General features: G+C 44.5%; 20 protein-coding genes. 6 read left to right on the plus strand and 14 right to left on the minus strand.

What is annotated here, in order from left to right; all coding sequences use genetic code 11:
* Nucleotides 1-28 precede the first annotated feature (28 nt).
* Nucleotides 29-1,750, plus strand: a complete 1,722-nt coding sequence (gene ggt, locus ABD943_RS01870; RefSeq protein WP_425559460.1) for a gamma-glutamyltransferase — start codon at nucleotides 29-31, stop codon at nucleotides 1,748-1,750.
* Nucleotides 1,751-1,792: 42 nt separating this feature from the next.
* On the opposite strand, the gene ABD943_RS01875 is transcribed toward ggt, so the two are convergent.
* From ABD943_RS01875 to ABD943_RS01890, 4 genes are all read right to left on the minus strand, one after another.
* Complete coding sequence (locus tag ABD943_RS01875; protein ID WP_345291499.1) at nucleotides 1,793-2,305, minus strand: GNAT family N-acetyltransferase; 513 nt, start codon at nucleotides 2,303-2,305, stop codon at nucleotides 1,793-1,795.
* Between the two features lie 199 nt (nucleotides 2,306-2,504).
* Nucleotides 2,505-3,599, minus strand: coding sequence for a PepSY-associated TM helix domain-containing protein (locus ABD943_RS01880; RefSeq protein ID WP_345291500.1), 1,095 nt, complete (start codon nucleotides 3,597-3,599; stop codon nucleotides 2,505-2,507).
* 35 nt (nucleotides 3,600-3,634) lie between these two features.
* Nucleotides 3,635-5,734, minus strand: coding sequence for a TonB-dependent receptor (locus tag ABD943_RS01885; protein WP_345291501.1), 2,100 nt, complete (start codon nucleotides 5,732-5,734; stop codon nucleotides 3,635-3,637).
* A 158-nt stretch (nucleotides 5,735-5,892) separates the two neighbouring features.
* Entirely contained in the window at nucleotides 5,893-6,183 is a 291-nt protein-coding gene (locus ABD943_RS01890; protein WP_345291502.1) for a DUF6694 family lipoprotein, read from the minus strand.
* A gap of 153 nt (nucleotides 6,184-6,336) precedes the next feature.
* Between ABD943_RS01890 and ABD943_RS01895 the strand changes: the two genes are divergently transcribed.
* Entirely contained in the window at nucleotides 6,337-7,230 is an 894-nt protein-coding gene (locus ABD943_RS01895) for a pseudouridine synthase (RefSeq protein WP_345291503.1), read from the plus strand.
* 95 nt (nucleotides 7,231-7,325) lie between these two features.
* Here the strand turns inward: ABD943_RS01895 and ABD943_RS01900 are convergent, their stop codons facing one another.
* The gene (locus ABD943_RS01900) at nucleotides 7,326-7,910 is read right to left on the minus strand and encodes an exopolysaccharide biosynthesis protein (RefSeq protein ID WP_345291504.1); all 585 of its coding nucleotides are present in this window, start codon (nucleotides 7,908-7,910) and stop codon (nucleotides 7,326-7,328) included.
* 126 nt (nucleotides 7,911-8,036) lie between these two features.
* On the opposite strand from ABD943_RS01900, the gene ABD943_RS01905 reads away from it, so the two are divergent.
* Nucleotides 8,037-8,789 carry an SDR family NAD(P)-dependent oxidoreductase gene (locus ABD943_RS01905; protein ID WP_345291505.1) on the plus strand — a complete coding sequence of 251 codons (753 nt, stop codon included), beginning with the start codon at nucleotides 8,037-8,039 and terminating at the stop codon, nucleotides 8,787-8,789.
* 74 nt (nucleotides 8,790-8,863) lie between these two features.
* Here ABD943_RS01905 and ABD943_RS01910 read toward each other — a convergent pair whose 3' ends face one another.
* Both ABD943_RS01910 and ABD943_RS01915 read right to left on the minus strand, forming a co-directional pair.
* On the minus strand, nucleotides 8,864-9,421 hold the full coding sequence (locus tag ABD943_RS01910) for a flavin reductase family protein (RefSeq protein ID WP_345291506.1): 558 nt from the start codon (nucleotides 9,419-9,421) through the stop codon (nucleotides 8,864-8,866).
* A 77-nt stretch (nucleotides 9,422-9,498) separates the two neighbouring features.
* The gene (locus tag ABD943_RS01915) at nucleotides 9,499-10,944 is read right to left on the minus strand and encodes a bifunctional 2-methylcitrate dehydratase/aconitate hydratase (protein ID WP_345291507.1); all 1,446 of its coding nucleotides are present in this window, start codon (nucleotides 10,942-10,944) and stop codon (nucleotides 9,499-9,501) included.
* Between the two features lie 181 nt (nucleotides 10,945-11,125).
* Here ABD943_RS01915 and ABD943_RS01920 point away from each other — a divergent pair, with 181 nt between their 5' ends.
* On the plus strand, nucleotides 11,126-12,412 hold the full coding sequence (locus tag ABD943_RS01920) for an NAD(P)/FAD-dependent oxidoreductase (RefSeq protein WP_345291508.1): 1,287 nt from the start codon (nucleotides 11,126-11,128) through the stop codon (nucleotides 12,410-12,412).
* Nucleotides 12,413-12,599: 187 nt separating this feature from the next.
* Nucleotides 12,600-13,520: a hypothetical protein gene (locus ABD943_RS01925; protein ID WP_345291509.1), complete on the plus strand. Its 921-nt coding sequence runs from the start codon at nucleotides 12,600-12,602 to the stop codon at nucleotides 13,518-13,520.
* A 105-nt stretch (nucleotides 13,521-13,625) separates the two neighbouring features.
* On the opposite strand, the gene ABD943_RS01930 is transcribed toward ABD943_RS01925, so the two are convergent.
* From ABD943_RS01930 to ABD943_RS01945, 4 genes are all read right to left on the minus strand, one after another.
* Nucleotides 13,626-14,669, minus strand: coding sequence for a Vgb family protein (locus ABD943_RS01930; protein WP_345291510.1), 1,044 nt, complete (start codon nucleotides 14,667-14,669; stop codon nucleotides 13,626-13,628).
* Between the two features lie 202 nt (nucleotides 14,670-14,871).
* On the minus strand, nucleotides 14,872-15,540 hold the full coding sequence (locus tag ABD943_RS01935; RefSeq protein ID WP_345291511.1) for a HEPN domain-containing protein: 669 nt from the start codon (nucleotides 15,538-15,540) through the stop codon (nucleotides 14,872-14,874).
* A gap of 4 nt (nucleotides 15,541-15,544) precedes the next feature.
* Nucleotides 15,545-16,654, minus strand: coding sequence for a DUF262 domain-containing protein (locus ABD943_RS01940; RefSeq protein ID WP_345291512.1), 1,110 nt, complete (start codon nucleotides 16,652-16,654; stop codon nucleotides 15,545-15,547).
* A gap of 99 nt (nucleotides 16,655-16,753) precedes the next feature.
* On the minus strand, nucleotides 16,754-17,920 hold the full coding sequence (locus ABD943_RS01945) for a dipeptidase (protein WP_345291513.1): 1,167 nt from the start codon (nucleotides 17,918-17,920) through the stop codon (nucleotides 16,754-16,756).
* 134 nt (nucleotides 17,921-18,054) lie between these two features.
* On the opposite strand from ABD943_RS01945, the gene ABD943_RS01950 reads away from it, so the two are divergent.
* The gene (locus tag ABD943_RS01950) at nucleotides 18,055-18,540 is read left to right on the plus strand and encodes a winged helix DNA-binding protein (protein WP_345291514.1); all 486 of its coding nucleotides are present in this window, start codon (nucleotides 18,055-18,057) and stop codon (nucleotides 18,538-18,540) included.
* A 299-nt stretch (nucleotides 18,541-18,839) separates the two neighbouring features.
* Here ABD943_RS01950 and prpF read toward each other — a convergent pair whose 3' ends face one another.
* The 3 genes from prpF to prpC form a co-directional block, all read right to left on the minus strand.
* Nucleotides 18,840-20,036 (minus strand): 2-methylaconitate cis-trans isomerase PrpF, encoded by a 1,197-nt coding sequence (gene prpF, locus ABD943_RS01955; protein WP_345291515.1) that lies wholly within the window; start codon nucleotides 20,034-20,036, stop codon nucleotides 18,840-18,842.
* 236 nt (nucleotides 20,037-20,272) lie between these two features.
* Nucleotides 20,273-22,861: a Fe/S-dependent 2-methylisocitrate dehydratase AcnD gene (acnD, locus tag ABD943_RS01960; protein ID WP_345291516.1), complete on the minus strand. Its 2,589-nt coding sequence runs from the start codon at nucleotides 22,859-22,861 to the stop codon at nucleotides 20,273-20,275.
* Between the two features lie 159 nt (nucleotides 22,862-23,020).
* Nucleotides 23,021-24,166, minus strand: coding sequence for a bifunctional 2-methylcitrate synthase/citrate synthase (prpC, locus tag ABD943_RS01965; protein WP_345291517.1), 1,146 nt, complete (start codon nucleotides 24,164-24,166; stop codon nucleotides 23,021-23,023).
* Nucleotides 24,167-24,195 lie beyond the last annotated feature (29 nt).

Genomic DNA, 24,195 nt, shown 5'->3' on the forward strand with positions numbered 1-24,195 from the left:
AACACAAATCCAATGGGGAGTTCTAATGATTGTAAAAACAATAAAGTTTGCACTGGTAAGCGCGCTTCTGTTTAGCAGTTCGATTCAAGCAGCCGACCGCGTTACCGGTGAAATGCACGCAACCCGCTCAGAAGTCATTGCGCCACAAGCCATGGCAGCGACGAGCCAGCCCTTGGCAACACAAGTGGCGCTAGACGTTATGAAAAATGGCGGCAATGCAATTGATGCGGCTATTGCAGCCAACGCAGCTCTTGGCTTGATGGAGCCAACCGGAAGCGGTATCGGAGGCGATTTATACGCTATTTTGTGGCATGAAAAGTCTCAACGACTGTACGGTCTTAACGCATCTGGACGCTCCCCCAAAGGGTTGAGTTATGACAAATTACAACAAGAGTTAGAAACTTTAGGCCGAGACGACCTCCCTCCTTATGGCATGCTACCGATTTCCGTTCCAGGTGCTGTCGATGGTTGGTTTGAGCTACACAGTAAATTTGGCAACATGCCGATGGATCAAGTTTTACAACCGGCCATTGAGTACGCAGAAAATGGCTTCCCCGTATCAGAGCTGATTGCTTACTATTGGAATTTAAGCGTCCCTCGCCTCAGCCCACAGCCTGGAAGCTTTAAAGAAACCTTCACCATCGACGGCAAAGCCCCTCGCGAAGGCCAAATGTTTAAAAACCCCGAACTGGCGAATACCTATAAGTTATTAGCAAAAAACGGACGTTATGCGTTTTATCAAGGTGAAATCGCGAAAAAGATTGATGAATTCATGAAAGCTAACGGTGGTTATCTACGCTACGAAGACCTTGCTGAGCATGATTCTAACTGGGTAGAACCGCTAGGTGTCGAATACAAGGGACATACACTGTGGGAGCTTCCACCCAATGGCCAAGGCATTGCCGCACTACAGATGCTACAAACCCTTAAGCATTTTGACTTGGCTGAAATGGGCTATAACTCCACTGAAAGCATACACACGATGGTCGAAGCCAAAAAATTAGCGTTTGAAGATAGAGCTAAGTTTTATGCTGATTTAGATTTCGCTAAGCAGCCGATCGATGCATTAATTTCTGAAGAGTACGGCAAGAAACGCGCTGAGTTAATCACCAAAAGAGCTGCTCGCACGGTTCAGGCAGGCAATCCAAACCTAACGGAAGGCGATACGATTTACCTGACCACCGCTGACAGTGACGGCAATATGGTGTCACTAATTCAAAGTAATTATCGTGGCATGGGATCAGGCGTTGTAGTACCCGGTTTGGGTTTCGTGTTCCAAGACAGAGGTCAGTTATTCTCAATGGATAAATCACATGCCAACGTCTACGAGCCCAACAAGCGACCTTTCCACACGATTATTCCAGCGTTTGTGACCAAAGATGGGAAACCTTACATGAGCTATGGTGTTATGGGAGGAGCCATGCAGCCACAAGGCCATGTCCAGATCTTAATTAACATAGTTGATTACGGCATGAACTTACAAGAAGCTGGTGATGCGACTCGATGGCAGCACATGGGCTCGACTGAACCGACAGAAAGTCAGGCTAAGTACCTCACGGATGGCGGTTACGTCGAAATAGAATCTGGCGTATCGGCACAGGTTCTTCGAGAGTTACAGCAAAAAGGGCATGATGTCCGAAGCGGTAATGGCGGTTTTGGTGGCTATCAAGCGATCATGCGCGATCACGAAGAAGGTGTTTATCGTGGCGCCTCAGAATCTCGCAAAGATGGTCAAGCAGCAGGCTATTAACCGCGAAAAACACCCTGATAACCAAGAAAAAAAGCGGTTTTCTTAAACCGCTTTTTCAATAATGGACTTCTCCATAACATAGTCATCCATAACAAAACCACCACCAATGTCTTTAATCACCGAGTCAACCCTTTGAAACCCGAGTTTCTCATAAGCATCAATGGTAGCCGAGTTAAACTTATTAACAGTCAAACGAATGACTGTCGCAGACTGGCGTTTAGCTTGTTCAATAATAAAATCCAGTGCCTTGCGCCCTATTCCCTTTCCTCGAACTTCTTTAGCCACATAAATTTTGCTTAAAAATAACGAATTATCTTCATAGTGATAACTAAAATAGCCAACCGGATGACTCTGCTCAAACATTAAATGGTAATTGGCGCCATCCTGAATCTGGCGCTTAATAGCGGGGGTGGTTTGATATTTACTGAGCATGTAAACAACTTGCTCTCGACCAATAATCGGTCGGTAATGCTCGTGCCAAATTTTACTCGCTAACATTTCAACGAGAGAAATATCATCTTTAGATGCAACTTGATTAATTATTGTTTTTACCATGTCCAAATTTCCTAACTAATATAACCAGACTAAAACAGGCTAATCATACTTGATCCCTATCCCATTTTTGTACCTTTGGATAAGTTTTTTGGAGAAACGTGTGGTGGTTCAAATTTTATGATTCACTTTCGCATTGAACGAGTTCACAGTATTAGTAGCATCATAAATTCCCCGGATTTAGGATTATATTTTTTTATCCTTACGGGTGCTTCTTTTTGCGCCCAGAGTATTTCTTTTTATTTTTGCACCACAACCAAAACCATACTCCACTAACAGTAATCCAGATTAAAGCTAACCCACTGACCACCGCTAAACTGAAATAGGTGGTACCGCCGACATAAGCAATATGCAATGGGTAAATCATTTGTGACAACTGCGTCCCAAGAGTTTCATTACGATAATCTGTAATCTCAGCAATCCGGCTACTGTTGGGATAGAAGGTGACATAGCTTCTACCATTAGGATGCCACTCCTCCGGTTGTTTTAACCTCAACCGGTCGCTGTTGTGGTAAACCATGACCGGGCGTACTTCTGGCATGACTTTATTCAGTTCACGAATTCTGGTTTCCATGGTCCCATCGAGATCTCTAGCCGCAGTATTTTGCCGTTCAATGATCGGTTGATAATCAGTAGAAGTGCTCTTTTGTTGTGGAAAGAGAGCATTGAGCCCAGTGTTAAATACTTGGTAATAAATCATACCCACGCCAGTTAACACTAATAACATCATCGGTAAGCATAAAATCACACCGAGCGTGCGGTGTGATTGCCATAAAGTTTGCCCCCACTTCTTACTCTTAGGCTTTGAAAGGGTTACTGCGATAACGCGCTTCCCCCACTTCCCTTTTGGCCACCACTTAATAATTCCTGTAATAAAAATCAAAAGTGTTAATAAGCCAAAAATCCCCTGTAATTCTTCACCAAAATCATTTAAAAGAAGATGGTGATGGAACTCAAGAAACCAACTGATCCAGTCGCCATAGCGTTCTCGACTTAACAGCAGATCACCACTATGAGAGAAATAATGCCGCGCACCGTTATCATCAATCGTTTCGATCCAAGGGTGTAAGTCTGTCGGGATAAAACTATAAGCTGCTTTATCGTTTACTGCGTCCGATGTGAGCACATCAAGGGCTTGTTGCTGCGAAGCAGTAGGCTGGTTTTGCAACTGGGTATACTGGATTTCGAGTAACTCATTTTTATAGAGCAATACAGTCCCAGTTATTGTGACCAACAAAAGCCAAAGGCTGAGAACGAGTCCCAGCCATTTGTGTAGAAACAATGAAAACTTTTTCACGAATATTCCAAGCGTTAAGCCGTTACCCCTACCGATTAAAAGCTGTAGCGCCAGTTCAACCGAAGTGTTCTGCCACGACCTTTGAAGTTTCCTCCGTCGTTACCGGCCGTTTGGGAATAGTAAGTGAAATAATCTTCATCCAGTAAGTTCTCAACACCGAAAGTAAATTCACCAGCAGTATCCGTCAGCATATTGATACTAAAATCAAGCGTAGAGTAACCCTCAAAATTATTGATGGCTTCTGTACCGCTGTATATCTTACGATCAAAGAAGCTGTTCAGCTGCAAACGACTGCCAACCATCCCTGTCCAACTTTGCTTCCAGAATACATTTAAGCGGCGTGGAGTGATATTTCGTCCACCCAGCTTGGTGTCTACTCGACCATCATCATCGCTGTCGAACTCACCATCATTATCAGCATACAAAGCACCAATACTTGCATCTTGGGTCAGTGAGTATTGGGCCGATAACTCAAAACCGTTAATTTCTGTTTTTTCACGATTCACTTCAAAAATACCATCAGCATTAGGTGATAAACGCGCACCAAGGTCTGAGTCCGATTCAAAGTAACTGATGGATAAAGCTAAGTCACGACCAAAGTACTCAACACCAACTTCGTTGTTTTCAGTCAATACTGGCTGCAAATTCAAGAAAGAATCGACGGACTGATTTGGCTGGTCAATACCACGAAGGACACGACCCACATCCGGCATACTAAAGCCTTCTGAGACGCTGACAAAACCGCGCCATTCATCAGTGAACTCATAAACCACACCAAAGTTAGTCAGGAGCTCATTAAACGATGGCTCACCACCTTCAACATCTTGGCTGCCGTATGATGCCAACGTCGTAAAATCATCAACGATCAGTTTGCCGTACTCATAACGTAAACCTGCGCTAAAGCTCCACGGCCCTTCGTTTAAACGAGTTTGTAAATAAGGTGCCCAGTTTTCAAAGTCAGTCTCTGGAACCCACTTACGACCTGTTTGCGCCAATTCTTGATAGGTGCGATCGCGTAAAAAGTCGAGACCTGTCGTGATATCAATATTACTATTAGCAACTTCTAGCCAATTTAAAGTGACGCGCGAACCCAGTTTATTCGAATCATTGCGCGACTGATCATAAAGATCATCGCCGAACGCTGGGTCCTGGAATGTACCGAAGCGACCGCCGCCATACAATGCCGAGAAGTCCTGTGAAAATAGCTGCCACTTCAGATCAGCGCCCAACCAATCAGCATCACTAAAGTTAAGACTAACCGTCGTCACTTCATTTTCTGCTGGTTCACCCTCAATCTCGCCACGAACCGATGTCGCCGGAATACCATTAACGCGATCACCGGTCACCGTCACATAATCACCGTTTGTGGCAACCTGATAATGATTCACCATCAACTGCAATTGCTGCTCACTGTTGAATTGGTAAATAACCTTACCAAACAAATCTTCGCTGCTTGAGTCCATGGTATCGCCTTGCGTGGTATCGACGCCGACTAACTCGCCATTACCATCGACATACATCCCAGTTTCACGCAGGTGCAAGCCCGCAACAAACTGCCACTGACCTTCTCCATGCGACACTAAGTAGCCTGCGTCGTATGACATACCTTCTGAGGTTTCACTTGTTGGCGCCGATACGCCTGCCGTGACTTGATGCTCAGTGCCGCTTTTAGCCGTTTTTGTAATAATATTAATAATGCCGCCGCTCGCTCCCAAGCCTTGAATCGCACTAGCGCCGTGAATCACTTCCACGCGCTCAATCATCATCGGATCAATAGTGTTACCTGAGCGCGCACCATTTCTTAGTGGGTTGGACTGTGGCACCCCATCAATTAAGTACAAAGGGGTTCGTCCGCGTAAGGTTTCACCCGAGCTGGTCAGTTTTTGCCTGGATGGACTATAAGACGGTAACAAGTTTCCCAGGATGTCTGACAGTGAGTTACTGACCGAGAGTTGCTGTCGAATTTCTTCACCATCAATGATGGTCACCGTCGCCGGAACCGCACTTTGCTGAAGCGGAGCTCGTGTTGCTGATACCACCATGGTTTCTGTTTTATTATGATCGTCTGCGTTTGCAGAGAAACTTGCTGAAGCCAATACGCCAATTACAGCGCTAGAAATGATTGAAAAGTTCATGTCTCAACCCATTAACCGAAAAGATGTTGCGAATGATAACAGTTATCATTACGGGATCAAGTCATATTTGCATGTTGGCTTGCTCTTTCTTGCAGTTAGGACACAAAAAAAGCGCCATCTAGGCGCTTTTTAATAAGAATATCAATACGTTATTAACGTTATTCTTTGCTCATCTCGATAACTTCTTCAACAGTTTTACCATCCAGTGCATCTTGGACAGCTTCTTCAGCTTTCTCTGGATTCCCCATGTTTTGCATCGCAACCTTCATTGTCACAGCCATAATCGCCATGCCAAACTCCGTTTTCTCAGCTTCAGTCATGTCTTTAGTCATTTCTTCCACTGACTCTTTCATCGCTTGTTCGCTTGAGGCATCAATGGTTGGTGCTCCACAAGCCGTTAGAAATAGAGTCATTGCAAAGGCAACCAACAAATAAGTAAACTTCTTCATAATATCGTCCTGTAATAATCCAGAACACATCATACCGCTAAAGATCAAAAATAGGAATCATGGGAGCTGGCAGCTTTAGCGTGTTAGATTGTGGATTTATTATGACCGCTTTATTGCTACAATGGTCTCACCATAAAACGTCATACCACAATAGTGTCTCAAGCTAACCGCCCTTCTTTCATTCAACTACCCGACAGTGATAACTATGCTACGGTGATAGACTTTCTAGTCAGTCACTTCCCCCATATCAGCAAACAGACATGGCTTCAGCGTGCCGCAAACGGCAAACTTTTTTGGAAAGATGGTGCTTCTATTGCTATAGACACTCAATACCAAGCAAATAGATTGGTAGGCTACTATCGGGAAGTCGTGGCTGAGCCGAAAATTCCTTTTGAAGAAACCATCATAGAGTCGAACTCTCACTTTATAATTGCGCACAAACCACCCTTTCTGCCGGTTATGCCTGGGGGTGTTTTCGTCAACGAATGCCTTCAAGAAAGACTGATTAAGCGTACCGGGATTAAGGCGCTACAAGCAGTTCACCGACTCGATCGTGATACTTCCGGCTTAGTATTATTATCAACCAATCCCGATACTCGCCATCAATACCACCAGTTATTTGCAGATCGAACGATAAGCAAGCGCTACCAAGCAGTTTCAAATCTCAAATCATCAGAATCAATAGTCGGCAAAACATGGCAGGTAAAGAATTATTTAAGACGTTCAGTCCCACAGTTTTTATTTGAAAACTGTGAAGACTCAAACGAGGGACAGTACGCTGAATCACATATTCAATGCATTGAGCAGTCGGCTAAGAAGGCCCTGTTTACACTTTCACCGCTGACCGGACGTACCCATCAGTTACGATTACACATGATGAGTATCGGCTTCTCAATCGAGAATGATCGCTTTTACCCAACCTTGCAACCTAAGCAGCCGGATAACTACCAACAGCCAATGCAACTCCATGCTAAATCTCTGGCCTTTACCGATCCGATTAGTGGTAAAGCGCTTGAGTTTCACTCGCCTTTCTCTCTCAGACTTTAGCACGACTCTTAACGAGTGTTTGACGAAAAATAGCGCAGAAGTTAGACCGAATCAGAGCCGGCAATAATCAACGAAGAGTTCAACCAATCTTTTATCTACTGAATGTAGTTAACCCAAAGCAGGTAAAAAGACCCCATCATGATCAAGCTGGCAAGAGTTATGACGACACCGTCTTCCGTGCTCAAGCCAACCGCCGCAAGAACAATCGCGAATGCAGGCAACATAACAGCAAAAGGCACCAACTCCAAAGGAATCATAATTAACCCCGCTAAAGCGCAAAGTAGCGCCACGAGACGCTTAACAACGCCTTGAGAAAGAACAGACACTCTTGGCTTAAACCAACGGTCGACTTTTTGGGTATAGGGTGACGATTTATCAATAACCTGAGCCAGCTTGTCTTGGCTAAATCCAATAGACTTTAACTTTTGTGGTAGCCAGGGGTGCTTCTTTCCCCAGACCATCTGAATGGCGATTAAAAAGATTAAAATACCACACGCGCTCGGAATGCCTGGGATGGCGCCGGTGGGAAATAAAGCGACTAATGCAGGAGCTAACAGTATCGGTCCGAAACCACGGTTTTCTAAATGCTCAACCACTTCGCCAAGCTCGACCTTCTCCCCTGAAGCGTTTTCTTTTACTGATTGCAACACATCAGTAATGCCCATACGTTTTTGCGACAAGCCGACATCCTTACATTGAAGTTATTGGCTCATATCATACTGAAATTCCGCATAAATCAAAGCCAACCTTGGGCGCTTTTGCAATCCTTCACTTTCTATTCACAATCTGCGGACGATACTAAGAGGATGAAAACAGCCATTATTTTCGGTTCCAGTGGCGGTATTGGCCACCAATTCGTTGAGTATTGCCTTACTCGATATGAGCATGTCTTTGCCTGCACACGTCGACTACAACGGTTTAAAACCATCGAAAGGGACAACAGTGGCAAGCTGCATCTAATGCAACTTGATCCAAGCTCTGAAACCGAACTACAACTGTTTTCAGAGTATTTAACCGGTCGCGACTTTGACGTACAACTCATCATTAATGCCTGTGGTCTACTTCATGATGAAACACAACAATTGACGCCGGAAAAGAAAATCGAAGACTTTAATGCAGAGAATTTTGAAAAAGTTATCAGAGCAAATACGTTAATTACCCCTCTAATTGCAAAGCACCTTCTATTACACCTTAACAAGGGTGGGAAGGCGCTGAAGCAAACTGCTATTTTCGCAGCGTTATCAGCTCGGGTTGGCAGTATTGGCGATAACCATCTTGGCGGCTGGTACAGCTATCGGGCGAGTAAAGCGGCGCTGAATCAAGTTATCAAAACCTTATCGATCGAAGCCAGCAGGCGCTTTAAACATTGCTCAATAATCGCCATTCATCCTGGAACGACTGACACCAACCTTTCAGAACCCTTTCAAGCAAACGTACCACCAGAAAAACTGTTCACTCCAGAGTTTGCCATCGATAAAATGATGGCGGTGATCGAGCAAGCGAGCACGGAGGACAGCGGAAAATTCTACGCTTGGGATGGCTCGCTAATCGAATGGTAACTATTCAAAGCGAGGCTCTTCACCCAGTCTAGCGTATGGAAACTCATCTTCCTTAGATAAGCGATAATATTGATTCAAACCACCGATCCCCACATTACTTTACTTTCCAAGTCTAAATAGCCTTTATCATTGACTGCATCATCAGGAGCAATAATGTGTTGAATTTGACCAATCATTAAGCGCGTCTCATTCAGCTCAATCGGTAGCTGCTGACAGAACTTAACGCCAAACTTGATGGTGGCTTCTTTGACGTAAGGTGCTTTAAACCCGTCGATATACTCTTCTGTAAAACCACACTTCTCAAATTCAGAGACATTGCTTGGAAACTTGGTCGATGTGTAATGCGCATTTTTGATATGACTCGCAGGAACATGGTTCACCGTAAAAAAACTATTTTCCAGAATATTGTCGTAAGTATTTCGCGGGACCTCATCGGTAGGACGAGTGATAAAGCCCACTAGAGCAGGATCACTCCCTAAGTGCACAACCGAACTAAAAATAGCAAGATTGCTTAGGCCATCACTATTTATCGTACCGATAAGGTTCGCAGGCTTCACACCTGTGATGCTATTAATTAAGTTTAGTCGATACTTGCGTTCTAACTGTTGAATATCGCTAACTGATAAATTCATTCAATACCTCCGATTGCGTGGTCCTACTATGACACAATCAATATCAATATTGAGTGAAGGTTTAGAAAGCAAAAAACTTAAATCACCCATAGGTTCATAAATTCATTCACCGGGGTTTCAAGCAGTGACTCTTCATCAAGACATAAATCAATAATTTCTTCGCCATGTCTTTTAGGAAAGCGCGTATAAACATTCTTCTTAAACTTTTCGATTAAGACAGGAATCCCCTCTTCCCTACGTCTTCTATGACCGAGCGGGTATTCAACGGTAACTTTATCGGTAGAGCTGCCGTCTTTAAAAAACACTTGAACCGCGTTAGCGATACTCCGTTTGCTTGGCTCGTGATAGTCCTTTGACCATTCTTTATTTTCTTGAAGGGTCATCTTGTCACGCAAAACATCGATGCGTGAATCTTGTGCCACATCATCTTCATAATGATCGGCATTTAATTCGCCGAATAATAAACCACACGCCACCATGTACTGAATACAGTGATCACGATCAGCAGGATTGTGTAACTCTCCCTCTTTCGAAATAATTCGAATGGCAGATTCGTGGGTGGTCAATTCGATACGCTCGATGTCATCAATTTTGTGAGCGACACTATCGTGTAACTCGATAGAAGCTTCGACCGCGGTTTGACCGTGGAACTCTGCTGGATACGAAATCTTAAACAAAATGTTTTCCATCACGTAAGAACCAAAGTCACGCTGAAAACTAAAAGGGTTGCCGTTAAACGAAACGTCATAGAACCCCCAGGTCTTAGCACTTAATGCGCTCGGATAGCCCATCTCACCGGTCAATGTCATCATCGCCAATCTAACTGCTCGCGACGTCGCGTCACCCGCAGCCCAGGACTTTCGTGAGCCGGTGTTTGGCGTATGGCGATACGTTCGCAAAGACTGGCCATCGACAAACGCTTGTGACACCGCATCAATAATATCGTCTCTACTACCACCCATCATTTGCGTCACGACTGCCGTTGATGCCACTTTTACCAGAATCACGTGATCCAAACCGACCCGATTGAAACTATTATCCAGTGCTAATACGCCTTGAATTTCATGCGCCTTAACCATCGCCTCTAAAACCGTTTTCATGGTCAGCGGTGCGTAACCTTCTGCGATAGACTGGCGACTTAAAAAGTCTGCAATGGCTAGAATTCCACCGAGGTTATCCGAGGGGTGCCCCCACTCTGCGGCCAGCCAAGTATCGTTGTAATCCAGCCAGCGAATCATACAGCCAATATCAAAAGCGGCTTTGACCGGATCCATTTCGAATTGTGTTCCAGGAACCCGCGCCCCGTTTGGCACCACAGTGCCTGGTGCCAATGGGCCTAAATGCTTAGTACATTCAGGGTAGCGTAGAGCAAGTAAACCGCAGCCCAATGTATCCATTAAGCAATATCGAGCTGTGGTCATGGCCTCGTTGCTTTCGACCGTATAATCCGCAATATACTCCGCGATACGAACTAACTCAGGATCTGGATCGGGGCGTACGTTCGACTCTACATTATTCGACATGGTAACTCCTTGCTCATGATGAATGTTATTCTATTCACCTTAAACATACGCAGCGCCTATCTCAAGCGACAAATGTTAAGTTTGATTAATCCTGTCGCGCCTTCTTTTAAAACCCACTTCCAACTTGCATAAAAATCAGCCACAATGATGCTCAGAAAATAAACAACGACAATAATAACGGATGAGCCAACACTACCCAAAAAGCTATTACGCGGCGACCAAAAATCACGAGCTAAACGATGACGTTTTTGAAGACAACCTCGAGGTTGAAACCTGTATCGTCGGCGGAGGCTATGCGGGACTAATGACGGCACTGGGCTTAGTGGAACGTGGGCATACCAATATCGCCATCATAGAAAAGCATGGTGTTGGCTATGGCTGCTCAGGTCGCAACGGAGGCTTAGTGTTCGGTGGTTATTCGTTAGGCGCTAGGGCTTTGATCAAACAAGTCGGTCTTGAGCAAGCCAAAGAGTTGTATCAATTTACTCAAGCAGCCGTAAGCCTCATTCGTCGCCGCGTCGTTCAATACACCATTAACTGTGATTTGGTCGATAAAGGTGCGCTCTGGGCGAACTGGTTTAAAGATCAAAAACTGCTTCATCGAGAGCGCGACTTCATGCGCGAAACGATGGGCATTGAGTGGGACTACATCACCCCCGAAGCGCTCAAGGAAAAATTAAAAACCGAGCAATACCATGGCGCTCTCTACGAGCCCAATGCGATGCACTTCCACCCACTCAACTATGCGTTAGGCATCGCCAAAGAATTACAAAAACAAAAGGTCAAAATTTATCAAGGTTGTGAAGTCACGGATATTGATTACAGCAGTGCAACCAAGCGTATCACCACAACCAAAGGAACCCTTCACTCTAAAAATCTAGTTGTCTCTGGTGGTGGTTATATTGGAAACTTATTTAAACCAGTTTCACGATCAATCCTACCCATTGCTACCTACGTCATGACCACCGAACCACTCGGCGAACGGCTTTTGGATGCCATCAATACCCCATCAGCCGTGTACGATACACGCTTTGCCTTCGACTATTACAGGCCGTTAAGAGACGGCCGAATTTTATGGGGCGGCCGGATCAATGCCAACACCCAAAAACCCAAAGACCTTAACCATATTCTTCAGCGTGACATGCTAAAAGTCTTCCCGCAGCTCAAAGGTGTTAACGTTGAATACGATTGGCAAGGCTGGATGGCTTACGCCAGACATCAAATGGCTCAAATTGGTCAAGTTGCGCCGAACGTTTGGTACAACACCGGCTTTGGTGGACACGGCGTAGCGCCGACCACAGCCGCCGGTGAAATCGTTGCCGCTGCTATTACTGGCGAAAACGACCATTACAAAAAGTTTGAAGCCTGGGATTTGCCTTGGAATGGTGGAGCATTTGGCCCACCAGCAGCGCAACTCAGCTACTGGTGGTATCAACTCAAAGACTGGTGGAAAGAAAAGCTGGAGTAAATTTAAGTTGGGGAGATTTTATTTGAGCCGGTTTCTTACTGTTAATCCCACGATGCGTTATTTTAGTTCCTTACCTCTTTAGCAAATCAATTAAAAATTGATAACCAGTCCATATCCCCACTTAAAAAATAGGAATAGGATGGATTACTGGTCATGATGACCAGTAAGTAAGTTAGGAGGATTTACGATGAACGATAAAGCCATTATAGCCTTAGCATTAAGCGCTATTCTCACTACCCCACTGTTAAGCCCTACAGCTCAAGCCAACCCACAATCGAAACAGGCAGCTTATCTCGAGTTACTCGACCAACAAATCGCTATCCTGAATAATTTTGGCTCAGAACAACAAGTCAAGAACTTAGAGTCCGCAAAAAATGGTTTGCTGTTTCTAAGCGATGAAGAATTAAATACATTGCCAGATGTAGACTATTTAACTAGCTTGAAAAGTTCTAATCAGATCTTGTTGAATAACATACAAACCACAACTGTTCAAAAGCAAAGCAGTAACTTCAACATCCAAGCAACAACAACCTTAACCCCACCCGACTACCCGAACTTCCCTCTTTGTGCCACGTCTCCTGGACAAAGACATGACGATCTAGTCGTATTCATCTCAGAGCAAGCCCTTTTTGTCGCTGAGTCGGTGCGCGAAGTCGCATCCAGAGGCTGTGAGCAGGTAGTCGTTGCTTTAGGTGCCGGTGGCAATACATCAGCAGCCTGTATCGTAACTGACGCCGTTTATATTGCGGCCAAAGAAGCCCACAATATTATCAGCTTCTGTGACGCCGAAGTTGACGAAGCGCAGCTTGAAGCAGCATTTCTAAGAACTGAAGATCTATTCAATCTCGGACACGAAATTTCAAGCGAATTGTTGACCCACGACACTGATCTGAAAAGTAACTTAACGACTCATGATACTGAGGTTAAAGCAAACCTCATGACTCACGATACGGATATCAAATCCAATCTAGCGACACATGATTTGGACATCAAAAATTTACTCATTCAGGTTTTAGCCAACCAAGGGGAAATGCTAGCGAATCAAACAACCATTATTGAGTTACTGAATACACCACAGGGTAAACGCCCAGCTTGGAATGATCAGTAATAACCATTTATCTCAAGCAATAAATAAAGCCAGCAACCGCTGGCTTTATTATAAGCAGTGTCCTGCGGACAATCTGTTGCTAACAAACTCTTGCCCTAGTGGAAACTATTTAGGCTTACCCTTAACAATAAACCCAGTATCAACACCAAACCAAAATTCGTTTTTGGCTTCGTCATAATACATGTGACGCACTGAGCCGCCGCTCTCAACAATCGTTTTACTGACAAACGCTTTTGAGTCTGTATCAAAACCCAGCATCACGTTAGGGTAAGGCCCAGTTTCCGCAAACCAAATACGTTCTTCGCTATCCAAGACCGTACCGTAAGGTTGGCTGTCATGACCGTTTGGCGATAACCACTCCGTAAACTTCTCAGTTTCAGGGTTATACTGACCTAAATAGCCGCGGTTAAAGTCTACATACCAAACCGAATCATCAGAGGTGACTTCCAAGCGACGCGGACGCGCTTTTTCCCGAGGAATATCGACTTCTTTCAACACCATAGTCTCAGGATCAACCGTCGCTAACTTATTAGTACCGACCATCACCACCCAAGGCACGCCCTCTGAATTCAGTTTAATACCGTAAGGACGTGAGCCTTTTTCAGTGCCTGTTGCAAAACGCACCTCGCCCGACTCAACATCTAAATGCCCAATCACGTTCGAGTGCTGCGCGGTAAACCAAATGTTTTCATCTGAATCGAAAATCAAGGTGTGTGGATCTTTAATTGCCTCAGGCATTGGGAACTGCTCAATATCACCAGTCTCAGGATCGATTCTACCGATATGAGCATTTTGATTACCCGCATACCAAACGCCACCATCGCTCGCCACGATTAAATTATGCGGATGCGAACCTTCTGGAACCGAGAACTGTTTCATAGCGCCCGTCTCAGGGTTCAAACGAGCAATATAATTACCCGCCTGCCCACAAAACCACACCATACCGTCAGGTGCCACCGCAGGATCACGCGGACGACCGCCCCACTCGACTTCAAAAGGCTCTAATTCCAATAATGAAGGTAAAGACGAACTATCTTCAGTAGATGACTTTTTATCCTCGGAAGCAACCGCCACCGAACTAAAAGCCAAACTTGACGCAAACAGCAGTGAAGAAACCACCGCAGGAAAAACTAAATAACGACGAAACATACTAACTCCATGGTTAAAAAGCTTAGAGCCAGTATAAAGATTAAACAATTCAGTAGCAAAGCGCCACTTAACAAACGAGGAGTTGCCAATAGTTATAGGTGACAACTCCACGTAGCCTCGATTAGTTTTAGCGTAATCGAGGTTCCCTTCTACTTAAAACCTCGAAGTTCCTTCGAGGCTACGCTTCCTAATCTTGCTTAAATTACGCACCTTGATAAGCAGCCAATTCTTCATTCATAACTCGGGTGAATTCTGTAAGAACTTTTGAGGATGTATTGATATAAAACTCGAGTGTTTCAAGTGAAATTGATGCATGCAAAGGAGCTCCCTCATGTATTGCAAGATTTCTCTTTGCAGTTAGCTCACCAATAAATGAAGCCGTATCAAAGTCATCTTCATCAAGTAAAGATGATTCAGGCTGAGGTATATCAATTCGTCTAAATATATTATCTATACCAACCTTTTCAAATAGCTTTTTTAATTGTAACTCCCCATGCTTACCTTTTGGGTACTTGACTTTGCAATCAATATTAAAGCTTTCTCCTTCACTCCATAGTTTTTTTATTATTAATAGTTGCCTTTCAACTTTTCCTATATCCCCTCCATTTTTTACAGCAGAGCTCAACTTATCAACCAACTCTATCGACTGCTCAACTTTCAATCGGTTGTTTATTTTACATGTTGTGAGTCCAATTTTGTTAACTAGCTTTAAAAATTGCTTTAATAATCTTTCAGTGTATACCTCTATAGACGTGACTATATCGATTACGATTAGATTAGTCAGTAACTCCCTCTTTTCATTATCGTCTTTACAGAGCTCATATAGGAAATCCGTTTGTGAAAAATAATCATCTCTATCGAAACTTATCATAATTCTAACCATTAATTACGGAGTCGAACATTTCTTTCATGAAGCTAACTCTTTTTACGAGTTTCGATTTTGCTGAAGTACTAGACGTAATTGACTCAAAAAACTCACCATCCTCCTCTTGTGATGCAAAAATTTTTTTAAATTTTTCTAAAAGCTCATCCTTATGCTCTTGAATGTCTTGATAACTATAGTTATCAACAGCGATCATCTGACAATCCATCAATGATAGGTTTAATTTTGTATCAAAAACTTCTTGTTCGTAGTCCCACTTTCTAAAGCTGTTATTTCCAAAAATCGCATGTACCTTTCTAATGTTTTCAGATAACCTCGAGAGTATCTCCTCTATTACTTCACTACCAATGTTCCTATTTGCTAACATATAGTCATTCAAAAACTTCTTCATTACTCCTGGGTAGGTTTCAAAGCTACTTTTTGAAGATTCTGTTACTGCTAAAGCTCTCAATATTATTTCGACATCTTTAAACCTATTATGGGGTTTTGATAAATTCAATATTGATAATAAGTTTTCGTCCTCAGCCATCTTATGTAATGCATTATTAAACTCACCACGAAATAGACAGTTTCTTAATTCTTGGGGGTTAAGCTGAACAGCTCCCTGATTAATACGCATAAACACATCGAACTTTATATCTGGATGAGAGTCTTCATGAATGGCAACAATCCTTATATTACCTCCATGGAATAATCTTTGAGGCTTATCATCAAGGCTTGAGTAGTTTAACGTGTTCAATTCAGAAAGTACCTCTAGACCTCGTAGCTTGAATTGATTAGTGTAAAACCTATAAAGCGATGTTAACCGTTGTTGGCCATCAATCACATTCCATGTCCCATCCTCCTCAACCGAAACAAAGACTTGTGGTATAGGTATATTTAACCAGATTGACTCAATTAATAATGACGCTCTTTTATTATCCCACACCGAGTTTCTCTGAAAGCTTGGCTTAAGATCTATATCTTCTCTCTCTATCATGCCCATTAAATCTATGACAGACTTGTCATAAGGCTGTGTTCTAAGCTTACGGACTTCACGAGGTACCTCCGTAATTTCATTTTCTAACTCTTCAGACTCTTCAATTTGTAATGCGTCGGACATATTATTCTCCTTTTTTTTGTGAACTATCGCACAAAAAATGCCACGTGACAAATGTGGCTTTAATGCAAATATGACTTAGGTATCAGTTAGTTAGATATTTTATTTCCACACTTCCTTCATCAGGTTATAGGCATTTAATCCTAAAACTTTTTCAATACGAGTACTGCTGTGGCCTCTATCCGCTAACTTATTGGCTAGTTTGTAGAATTGGTCGGGGCCTACAATATCATGCATAAAGTTTAGGTTGCCGATCTTTTCGCCTGCAGCTGCAGCTCCGTTGTCTAAGCGGTGTTGCGTCATTTTGTCAGTGCTTTGTTGCACCTTTTTCATGTCGTCGATTCCTGTGTAACCACCATCGGTGCCAATCGATACATGGTCTTCGCCACAGACGTTTATCGCGTGTTCGATATGTGCGACAAGGTGATCCGAGTTGGCTTTACTGTCGGGCGCGAGGAATGGCATAAAGTAGACGCCGAACAAACCGCCTTTGTCCGCGAGCAACCGCAATTCTTTGTCGGTCTTGTTTCGTGGGAAGTCTGCTAACGTACGGCAGCCACTATGACTAATGGTTACAGGCGCTTTACTCGCGGCTAACGCTTCTAAGCAAGTTCGTTCCCCGCTGTGACTTAAATCGATAAGTACATTCGATTCATTCATCTTCTCGACGACCTTGTGGCCAAACTCAGTCAGCGGCAAGCGTGGATTGGTATTCGCCCCGCCACCGATCTGATTCTGGCCGTTATAAGTTAACTGCATGGTTAAGACGCCAAGGTGCTTAAAGGTATCAATATGATCGAGGTTATCGCCAATGACGTGGCTGTTTTGGAATCCTAAGGTCACCGCGACTTTATTGTCTTTTTGCGCCTGCTCAATGTCGTTAAAGGTTCTGACTAGCGTCAGCACGTCTGAATTCGCATCAATCAGCTTTTGATGCTGACTTAAAATCGTTACCGCCTGCTCAAAAGCATCATCACCTGGATACGCAGGAAAAGGCGCGCCCGTGGTCTGTCGGTAACAGCTTAACCCACTCGCCAATACATCCCCTCGCAAGCGCTCCGTCATGCGCCAGTTGTCTTGAATACCGCCTGTTGGGTCATTGATGTCATACAACACACCTAAGCCATCAAACACAAACCAATCATCATACTGTTCGCGACTGATACGCGTAGCACTTGATGAGGACGCAAACGCCCCGCCAGAGCCAAGGTTTAAGCCAACTGTCGCAGCAGCTAGAGCCGTATTCGTCATAAAAGTGCGTCTATTCATGGTTTCGTCCTTAATGGAGGTTAACTGTCTATTGCTACAATCTATTGCTACAAACAACAACATTGCAACACATTGCGCAACATGTTACATTTATTTTTGTAATTAAGTCAACTTTATAGAATTCGAGCTAGAGTATGTATTCAAAAAACGGCATAAACGGTAAGGCGCTATTAGGCAAACGAGCAGAGGATCTCAGTAACCTCATCGAAGAACAAAGCCAACCCATATTCGATAGCTTAGGCATAATAGTCCCGATTAAGTCCTGCTCCACCCTACTGAGCCTATTCGAGCTACAACAAGCCTCCGTCACCGATCTCGCGCGTCAACTCGACCAATCACACCAATTGGTCAAACAAAAGCTACCAAAACTTCTAAAGCTCGAGGTTATACAACAATCTCCAGACAAAGAAGACAAAAGACGCACCCTCTACTCGCTAACGCCCGAAGGCTTAGTCCAAAGTAAAAAGATTAAAGAATACTTAAAACAATCCGAAAAACTCGTCAATAGTATTTCCCAAGACATCGGCGTCGATATTTTCGACGCCATTGATAACGCGATTAAAGCTATAAAGGAAAGAAGTTTGTTAGAAAGGTTTCAAGCAGAAAAAAAAGATAGTTAAAATTGGTCACCATTACCCCGTCATATTGAGCTTAATTACTTAGAAAATATAGCAATCAAAATCATGGAAGATTTTGATAAGAATTTTCAACACAGGGATGTGATGTAAATTCTGGTGCGTTAAGTATTTTATAAGAAATTAAGGTAGTCTCGCGAAGCGAGTCCTCAATATGGGGGGGTCGTTTCTTTTCGTCCCTTTTCTTTGGACAAGCAAAGAAAAGGGACTCGCTGAGTAGCGAAAAAGATTAAATATTGAGTCACTGGATACCGTGGTTAAACCACGGTATGACAAGAGAAGAGTTAGAAACAATCCCCAGGCACTCTTACCCAGCCTTCCATCAAAATTCTAGCGCTTCGGCTCATGAATACTTTTTTAGCTATCCATTGGCCGTTTTGGAGTTCAGTTTCAGCACCGACTTTTAAGGTGCCTGATGGATGACCAAAGACCACACTTTGACGATCACCGCCACCAGCGGCTAAGTTCACCACTGTGCCCGGAATGGTGGAAGCTGTTGCTATGGCAACGGCAGCTGTGCCCATCATGGCGTGGTGGAGCTTACCCATAGACAAGGCGCGTACATTGAGATCGATATCGCTGGCGCTGATGTTTTTACCGCTAGAGGACACGTAGTCTGCTGGCGGTGCGACAAACGCAACTTTGGGCGTGTGCTGACGGTTAGCGGCCTCTTCGATGTTTTCGATAAGGCCCATCTTCACTGCCCCATGCGCTCGAATCGTTTCAAACATTTCTAAAGCTTCGTCGTCGCTGTTAATGGCTTCCTGTAACTCGGTGCCGTTATAAGTTTTGCCATTAAAGTTAATTTCGTCAGCGTTTAAGAAAATCGTTGGAATACCCGCGGTAATCATAGTTGCTTTGAATGTACCGATGTTCGGTACTTCTAGCTCGTCTACCAAGTTACCCGTTGGGAACATTGAGCCTTCACCTGCTGGATCTAAAAAGTCGACCTGCACTTCTGCCGCGGGAAACGTCACGCCGTCGAGAATAAAGTCACCCGTTTCTTGCACCTGACCATTGGTAATCGGCACGTGAGCAATAATAGTTTTCTCAATATTAGCCTGCCAGATACGCACTTCAGCATGACCATTTTCTGGAATACGTTCAGGATCAACTAAACCACTGTTTATCGCAAAAGAGCCAACCGCCGCAGTTAAATTACCGCAGTTACCACTCCAATCGATAAATGGTTTGTCGATAGAAACCTGACCGAATAAATAATCCACATCATGATCCGCGATGTCGCTTTTCGACAAGATCACTGTTTTGCTGGTGCTTGACGTTGCGCCGCCCATGCCATCAGTATGTTTACCGTAAGGATCAGGACTTCCCACCACACGTAATAACAAGGCATCACGCGCTGGCCCCGGAACTTGCGCCTCTTCGGGCAAGTCGCTTAGGTTAAAGAACACACCTTTACTGGTTCCGCCACGCATGTAAGTGGCTGGGATCTTGATTTGTGGAGAGAAAGTCTGTGACATGGGTTTAACCTTTTGTTCTAGTCATTCTAAGGGATGACAACTGTCTATGTCATAGGTTGGGTTAGCTATGCGTAACCCAACAATAAGTCTGTAACAATCGTTGGGTTACGAGCCTGCGCTCTAACCCAACCTATATTCACTAATTCAGTCATCCCCGCGGAAGCGGGGATCTTTTTATATCGGTTATAAGTTTTAAAGATTCCCGCTTTCGCGGGAATGACAGTTCTTGATTAATATTAACTCGCTGCTAAAAAATCTTGCGCGAAACGCTGCAACACACCACCAGCGGAATAAATCGAAACTTCTTCCGCGGTATCCAGACGGCAAATCATTGGAACTTCAACTCGCTCGCCGTCTTTACGCTTGATAACCAACGTCATGGTTGCGCCTGGTGCGATATCACCTTCGACGTCATAAGTCTCAGTACCGTCAATGTTCAGCGTTTTACGAGTGGTTCCTTCTTCAAACTGAAGCGGTAGTACGCCCATACCAATTAAATTAGTACGGTGAATACGTTCAAAACCTTCTGCCGCAATCACTTGAACACCCGCTAAGCGAACACCTTTCGCCGCCCAGTCACGCGAAGAACCCTGACCATAGTCAGCACCAGCCACAATAATTAGCGGTTGCTTGCGCTTCATGTAGGTTTCAATCGTTTCCCACATACGCATCTCTTTGCCTTCCGGCTCAAGGCGTGCCAATGACCCTTGCTTCACTTCGCCATTTCCATCACGAACCATTTCGTTCAATAGCTTCGGGTTAGCGAATGTCGCACGCTGCGCTGTTAAGTGGTCGCCACGGTGCGTTGCATAAGAGTTATAGTCTTCTTCCGGCACGCCCATTTTATCCAAGTAGGCACCAGCCGCACTCGACTTTTGGATTGCGTTCGATGGCGACAAGTGATCCGTAGTAATGTTATCGCCAAGCACTGCCAACGGACGCATATCTTTCATGCTACGCTCGCCAGCCAACGCACCTTCCCAATAAGGAGGACGACGGATATAAGTGCTCATTTCGCGCCAATCATACAATGGATCGGTTTTATCGCCCATGTCCACTTCAACATTAAACATTGGTTCGTACACATCACGGAATTGTTGCGGCTTCACGCTTTCCGAAATAATCGAATCAATCTCTTCATCGGTTGGCCAAATGTCTTTCAAGGTTACTGGGTTACCGTCTTGGTCAGTACCTAGAACACCTTTTTCGATATCAAAACGAATCGTACCCGCGATAGCGTAAGCCACAACTAATGGCGGCGAAGCTAGGAACGCTTGATCCGCGTGTGGATGAATACGACCATCAAAATTACGGTTACCCGATAGCACCGCCGTCGAATACAAATCACGCTCTTCAATTTCCTGCTTAATTTTTGGATCAAGCGCACCGCTCATGCCGTTACACGAAGTACAGGCGTAACCAACGACACCAAAACCAAGCTTTTCCATTTCAGGCAGTAAGTTTGACTCTTCTAAGTAAGCCGTTACGGCTTTAGAGCCCGGTGCCAACGATGTTTTCACCCAAGGCTTACGCGTTAAGCCTAGCTTGTTCGCGTTGCGCGCGATAATACCTGCGGCAATCATGTTGCGAGGGTTACTGGTATTAGTACAACTCGTAATTGCTGCAATAATACAAGCGCCGTCCGGCATTTTGCCTTCTTCGATCTCGTAATCTTTTACGATGCCCTTCTCAGCCAAATCCGTTGTTGAAACACGTGCGTGAGGATTCGATGGACCAGCTAAGTTTCGACCTACTGATGATAAATCAAACGTTAATACACGCTCGTACTCAGCATCTTTCAAACCGTCAGCCCACAGACCTGTTTCTTTGGCGTATTGCTCGACTAACTTAACTTGCTCGTCATCACGGCCAGTAAGCTTTAAATAATCAATGGTCTGCTCGTCGATATAGAACATACCTGCAGTCGCGCCGTACTCTGGCGTCATGTTCGAAATCGTCGCACGATCACCCAGCGTTAAGTGCGAAGCACCTTCGCCAAAGAACTCTAGGTAGGCTGAAACCACACGCTCATTACGTAAGAACTCCGTAATCGCCAATACAATATCCGTACCGGTAATGCCTGGTTGTGGTTTACCCGTTAGCTCTACGCCCACGATGTCAGGAAGACGCATGTAAGACGCACGGCCTAGCATGACGCTTTCCGCTTCTAGGCCACCAACTCCCACAGCAATAACACCTAGTGCATCGACCATTGGCGTGTGACTATCGGTGCCTACTAATGTATCTGGAAAAGCAACACCGTCTCGTGCTTGAATTACTGGCGACATACGCTCCAAGTTAATCTGGTGCATAATACCGTTACCTGGTGGAACCACGTTGACGTTCTTAAACGCTGTTTTACACCAGTTAATAAAGTGGAAGCGGTCTTCGTTACGACGTTCTTCAATCGCTCGGTTCTTTTCGAAAGCATCTTTCTCAAAACCGCCATGCTCAACGGCTAACGAGTGATCCACGATAAGCTGTGTTGGAACTACTGGGTTAACCTGCGCCGGATCACCACCACCTTCAGCGATAGCGTCGCGCAAACCCGCCAAATCAACAAATGCCGTTTGACCAAGAATATCGTGACAAACTACACGCGCTGGAAACCATGGAAAATCCAAATCACGCTTTCGCTCGATAAGCTGCTTCAAACTCGCCGTCAGTGACTCAGGATCGCAACGACGGACCAAGTTCTCAGCGAGAACTTTAGACGTGTATGGAAGTTTATCGTAAGCACCTTCTTGAATATCCTCGACCGCTTGACGCGTATCGAAATAGTCTAAGTCAGTGCCTTCTAGTTTCTTTCTGTAGTTTGTATTCATTATGTAATCTTTGGTCTCTTTTGCATTTGTAGTGCCTTAACGCATAGCACTAAATTTTTCTTGCCACTTTCACTAAAACGGGAATCTTTCATAGTAACTAATTTCGAGATTCCCGCCTTCGCGGGAATGACGAAATCTATACTCTAAAAAACATTTTGACTATCGTTTGTCGATTTTGACAAACTCCCTCGGCTCCGGCCCCGTATAGTTGGCGCTCGGACGAATAATCTTACCGTCTTGACGCTGTTCCATCACGTGTGCAGACCAGCCAGTAATACGTGACATCACGAAAATTGGCGTGAACATCGACGTTGGAATACCCATCTTGTTGTAAGACACGGCCGAGAACCAGTCTAGGTTAGGGAACATTTTCTTTTCGTCCCACATCACTGTTTCAAGGCGCTCTGCGATATTAAACAAGTTGGTATCGCCCTGCTCCACTGACAACTCTTTCGCCACTTTCTTGATGACGTCATTACGAGGGTCGCCCGTTGTGTAAACTGGGTGACCGAAACCAATCACGATTTCTTTACGCGCGATACGCTCTTTAATGTCAGCTTCTGCTTGGTCTGGATTGTCGTAACGCATTTGAATGTCTAGCGCCACTTCGTTCGCACCACCATGCTTAGGACCACGTAGCGCACCAATACCACCACAAATCGCTGAGTACATGTCTGAACCTGTACCTGTAATTACGCGGCTAGTAAATGTTGATGCGTTGAACTCATGCTCTGCATAAAGGTTCAATGAAATCTGCATCGCACGAACCCATGAGTCTGGGCAAGGCTCGCCGTGTAGTAAGTGTAGGAAGTGACCCGCGATAGATTCTTCGTCTGTTTCTAGCTCAATCGCCACGCCATTGTGCGAGAAGTGGTACCAATAAAGAAGCATTGATGGGAACGATGCCATGAGGCGATCCGCGATATCTTTCGCTTCGTTCAACGGTTGGCTTTCACGTTCTGGTAAAACAGTGCCTAAAATCGAACAACCCGTACGTAGCACGTCCATTGGGTGTGCATTGGCAGGAATAAGTTCTAGTGCGTCTTGGACTAGTGCTGGCAAACCACGTAGCGCTTTTAATTTACGCTTGTAGTTATTTAATTCAGCAGCGTTAGGCAACTTACCGTGAATTAATAAATGTGCGACTTCTTCAAACTCACAGCTTTCTGCCAAATCTAGAATGTCATAACCGCGGTAGTGTAAATCGTTTCCGCTACGACCCACAGTACATAGGGCAGTGTTACCTGCTGGTACGCCTGATAAGGCTACCGACTTTTTTGGTTTTGGTAAAACTGACTCACTCATACTATCTACTCCTGTTTTTAAATTTAAAT

The organism is Kangiella marina (genome assembly GCF_039541235.1).
GTDB classification, from domain to species: Bacteria; Pseudomonadota; Gammaproteobacteria; order Enterobacterales; family Kangiellaceae; genus Kangiella; species Kangiella marina.

What these genes read in the sequence shown, in the direction of transcription:
- ABD943_RS01875 (WP_345291499.1), bottom strand. Translation starts at nt 2,305, where the DNA reads ATGGTAAAAACAATAATTAATCAAGTTGCATCTAAAGATGATATTTCT.
- ABD943_RS01885 (WP_345291501.1), bottom strand. Translation starts at nt 5,734, where the DNA reads ATGAACTTTTCAATCATTTCTAGCGCTGTAATTGGCGTATTGGCTTCA.
- ABD943_RS01890 (WP_345291502.1), bottom strand. Translation starts at nt 6,183, where the DNA reads ATGAAGAAGTTTACTTATTTGTTGGTTGCCTTTGCAATGACTCTATTT.
- ABD943_RS01905 (WP_345291505.1), top strand. Translation starts at nt 8,037, where the DNA reads ATGAAAACAGCCATTATTTTCGGTTCCAGTGGCGGTATTGGCCACCAA.
- ABD943_RS01910 (WP_345291506.1), bottom strand. Translation starts at nt 9,421, where the DNA reads ATGAATTTATCAGTTAGCGATATTCAACAGTTAGAACGCAAGTATCGA.
- ABD943_RS01915 (WP_345291507.1), bottom strand. Translation starts at nt 10,944, where the DNA reads ATGTCGAATAATGTAGAGTCGAACGTACGCCCCGATCCAGATCCTGAG.
- ABD943_RS01920 (WP_345291508.1), top strand. Translation starts at nt 11,126, where the DNA reads ATGAGCCAACACTACCCAAAAAGCTATTACGCGGCGACCAAAAATCAC.
- ABD943_RS01925 (WP_345291509.1), top strand. Translation starts at nt 12,600, where the DNA reads ATGAACGATAAAGCCATTATAGCCTTAGCATTAAGCGCTATTCTCACT.
- ABD943_RS01930 (WP_345291510.1), bottom strand. Translation starts at nt 14,669, where the DNA reads ATGTTTCGTCGTTATTTAGTTTTTCCTGCGGTGGTTTCTTCACTGCTG.
- ABD943_RS01935 (WP_345291511.1), bottom strand. Translation starts at nt 15,540, where the DNA reads ATGATAAGTTTCGATAGAGATGATTATTTTTCACAAACGGATTTCCTA.
- ABD943_RS01940 (WP_345291512.1), bottom strand. Translation starts at nt 16,654, where the DNA reads ATGTCCGACGCATTACAAATTGAAGAGTCTGAAGAGTTAGAAAATGAA.
- ABD943_RS01945 (WP_345291513.1), bottom strand. Translation starts at nt 17,920, where the DNA reads ATGAATAGACGCACTTTTATGACGAATACGGCTCTAGCTGCTGCGACA.
- ABD943_RS01950 (WP_345291514.1), top strand. Translation starts at nt 18,055, where the DNA reads ATGTATTCAAAAAACGGCATAAACGGTAAGGCGCTATTAGGCAAACGA.
- prpF (WP_345291515.1), bottom strand. Translation starts at nt 20,036, where the DNA reads ATGTCACAGACTTTCTCTCCACAAATCAAGATCCCAGCCACTTACATG.
- acnD (WP_345291516.1), bottom strand. Translation starts at nt 22,861, where the DNA reads ATGAATACAAACTACAGAAAGAAACTAGAAGGCACTGACTTAGACTAT.
- prpC (WP_345291517.1), bottom strand. Translation starts at nt 24,166, where the DNA reads ATGAGTGAGTCAGTTTTACCAAAACCAAAAAAGTCGGTAGCCTTATCA.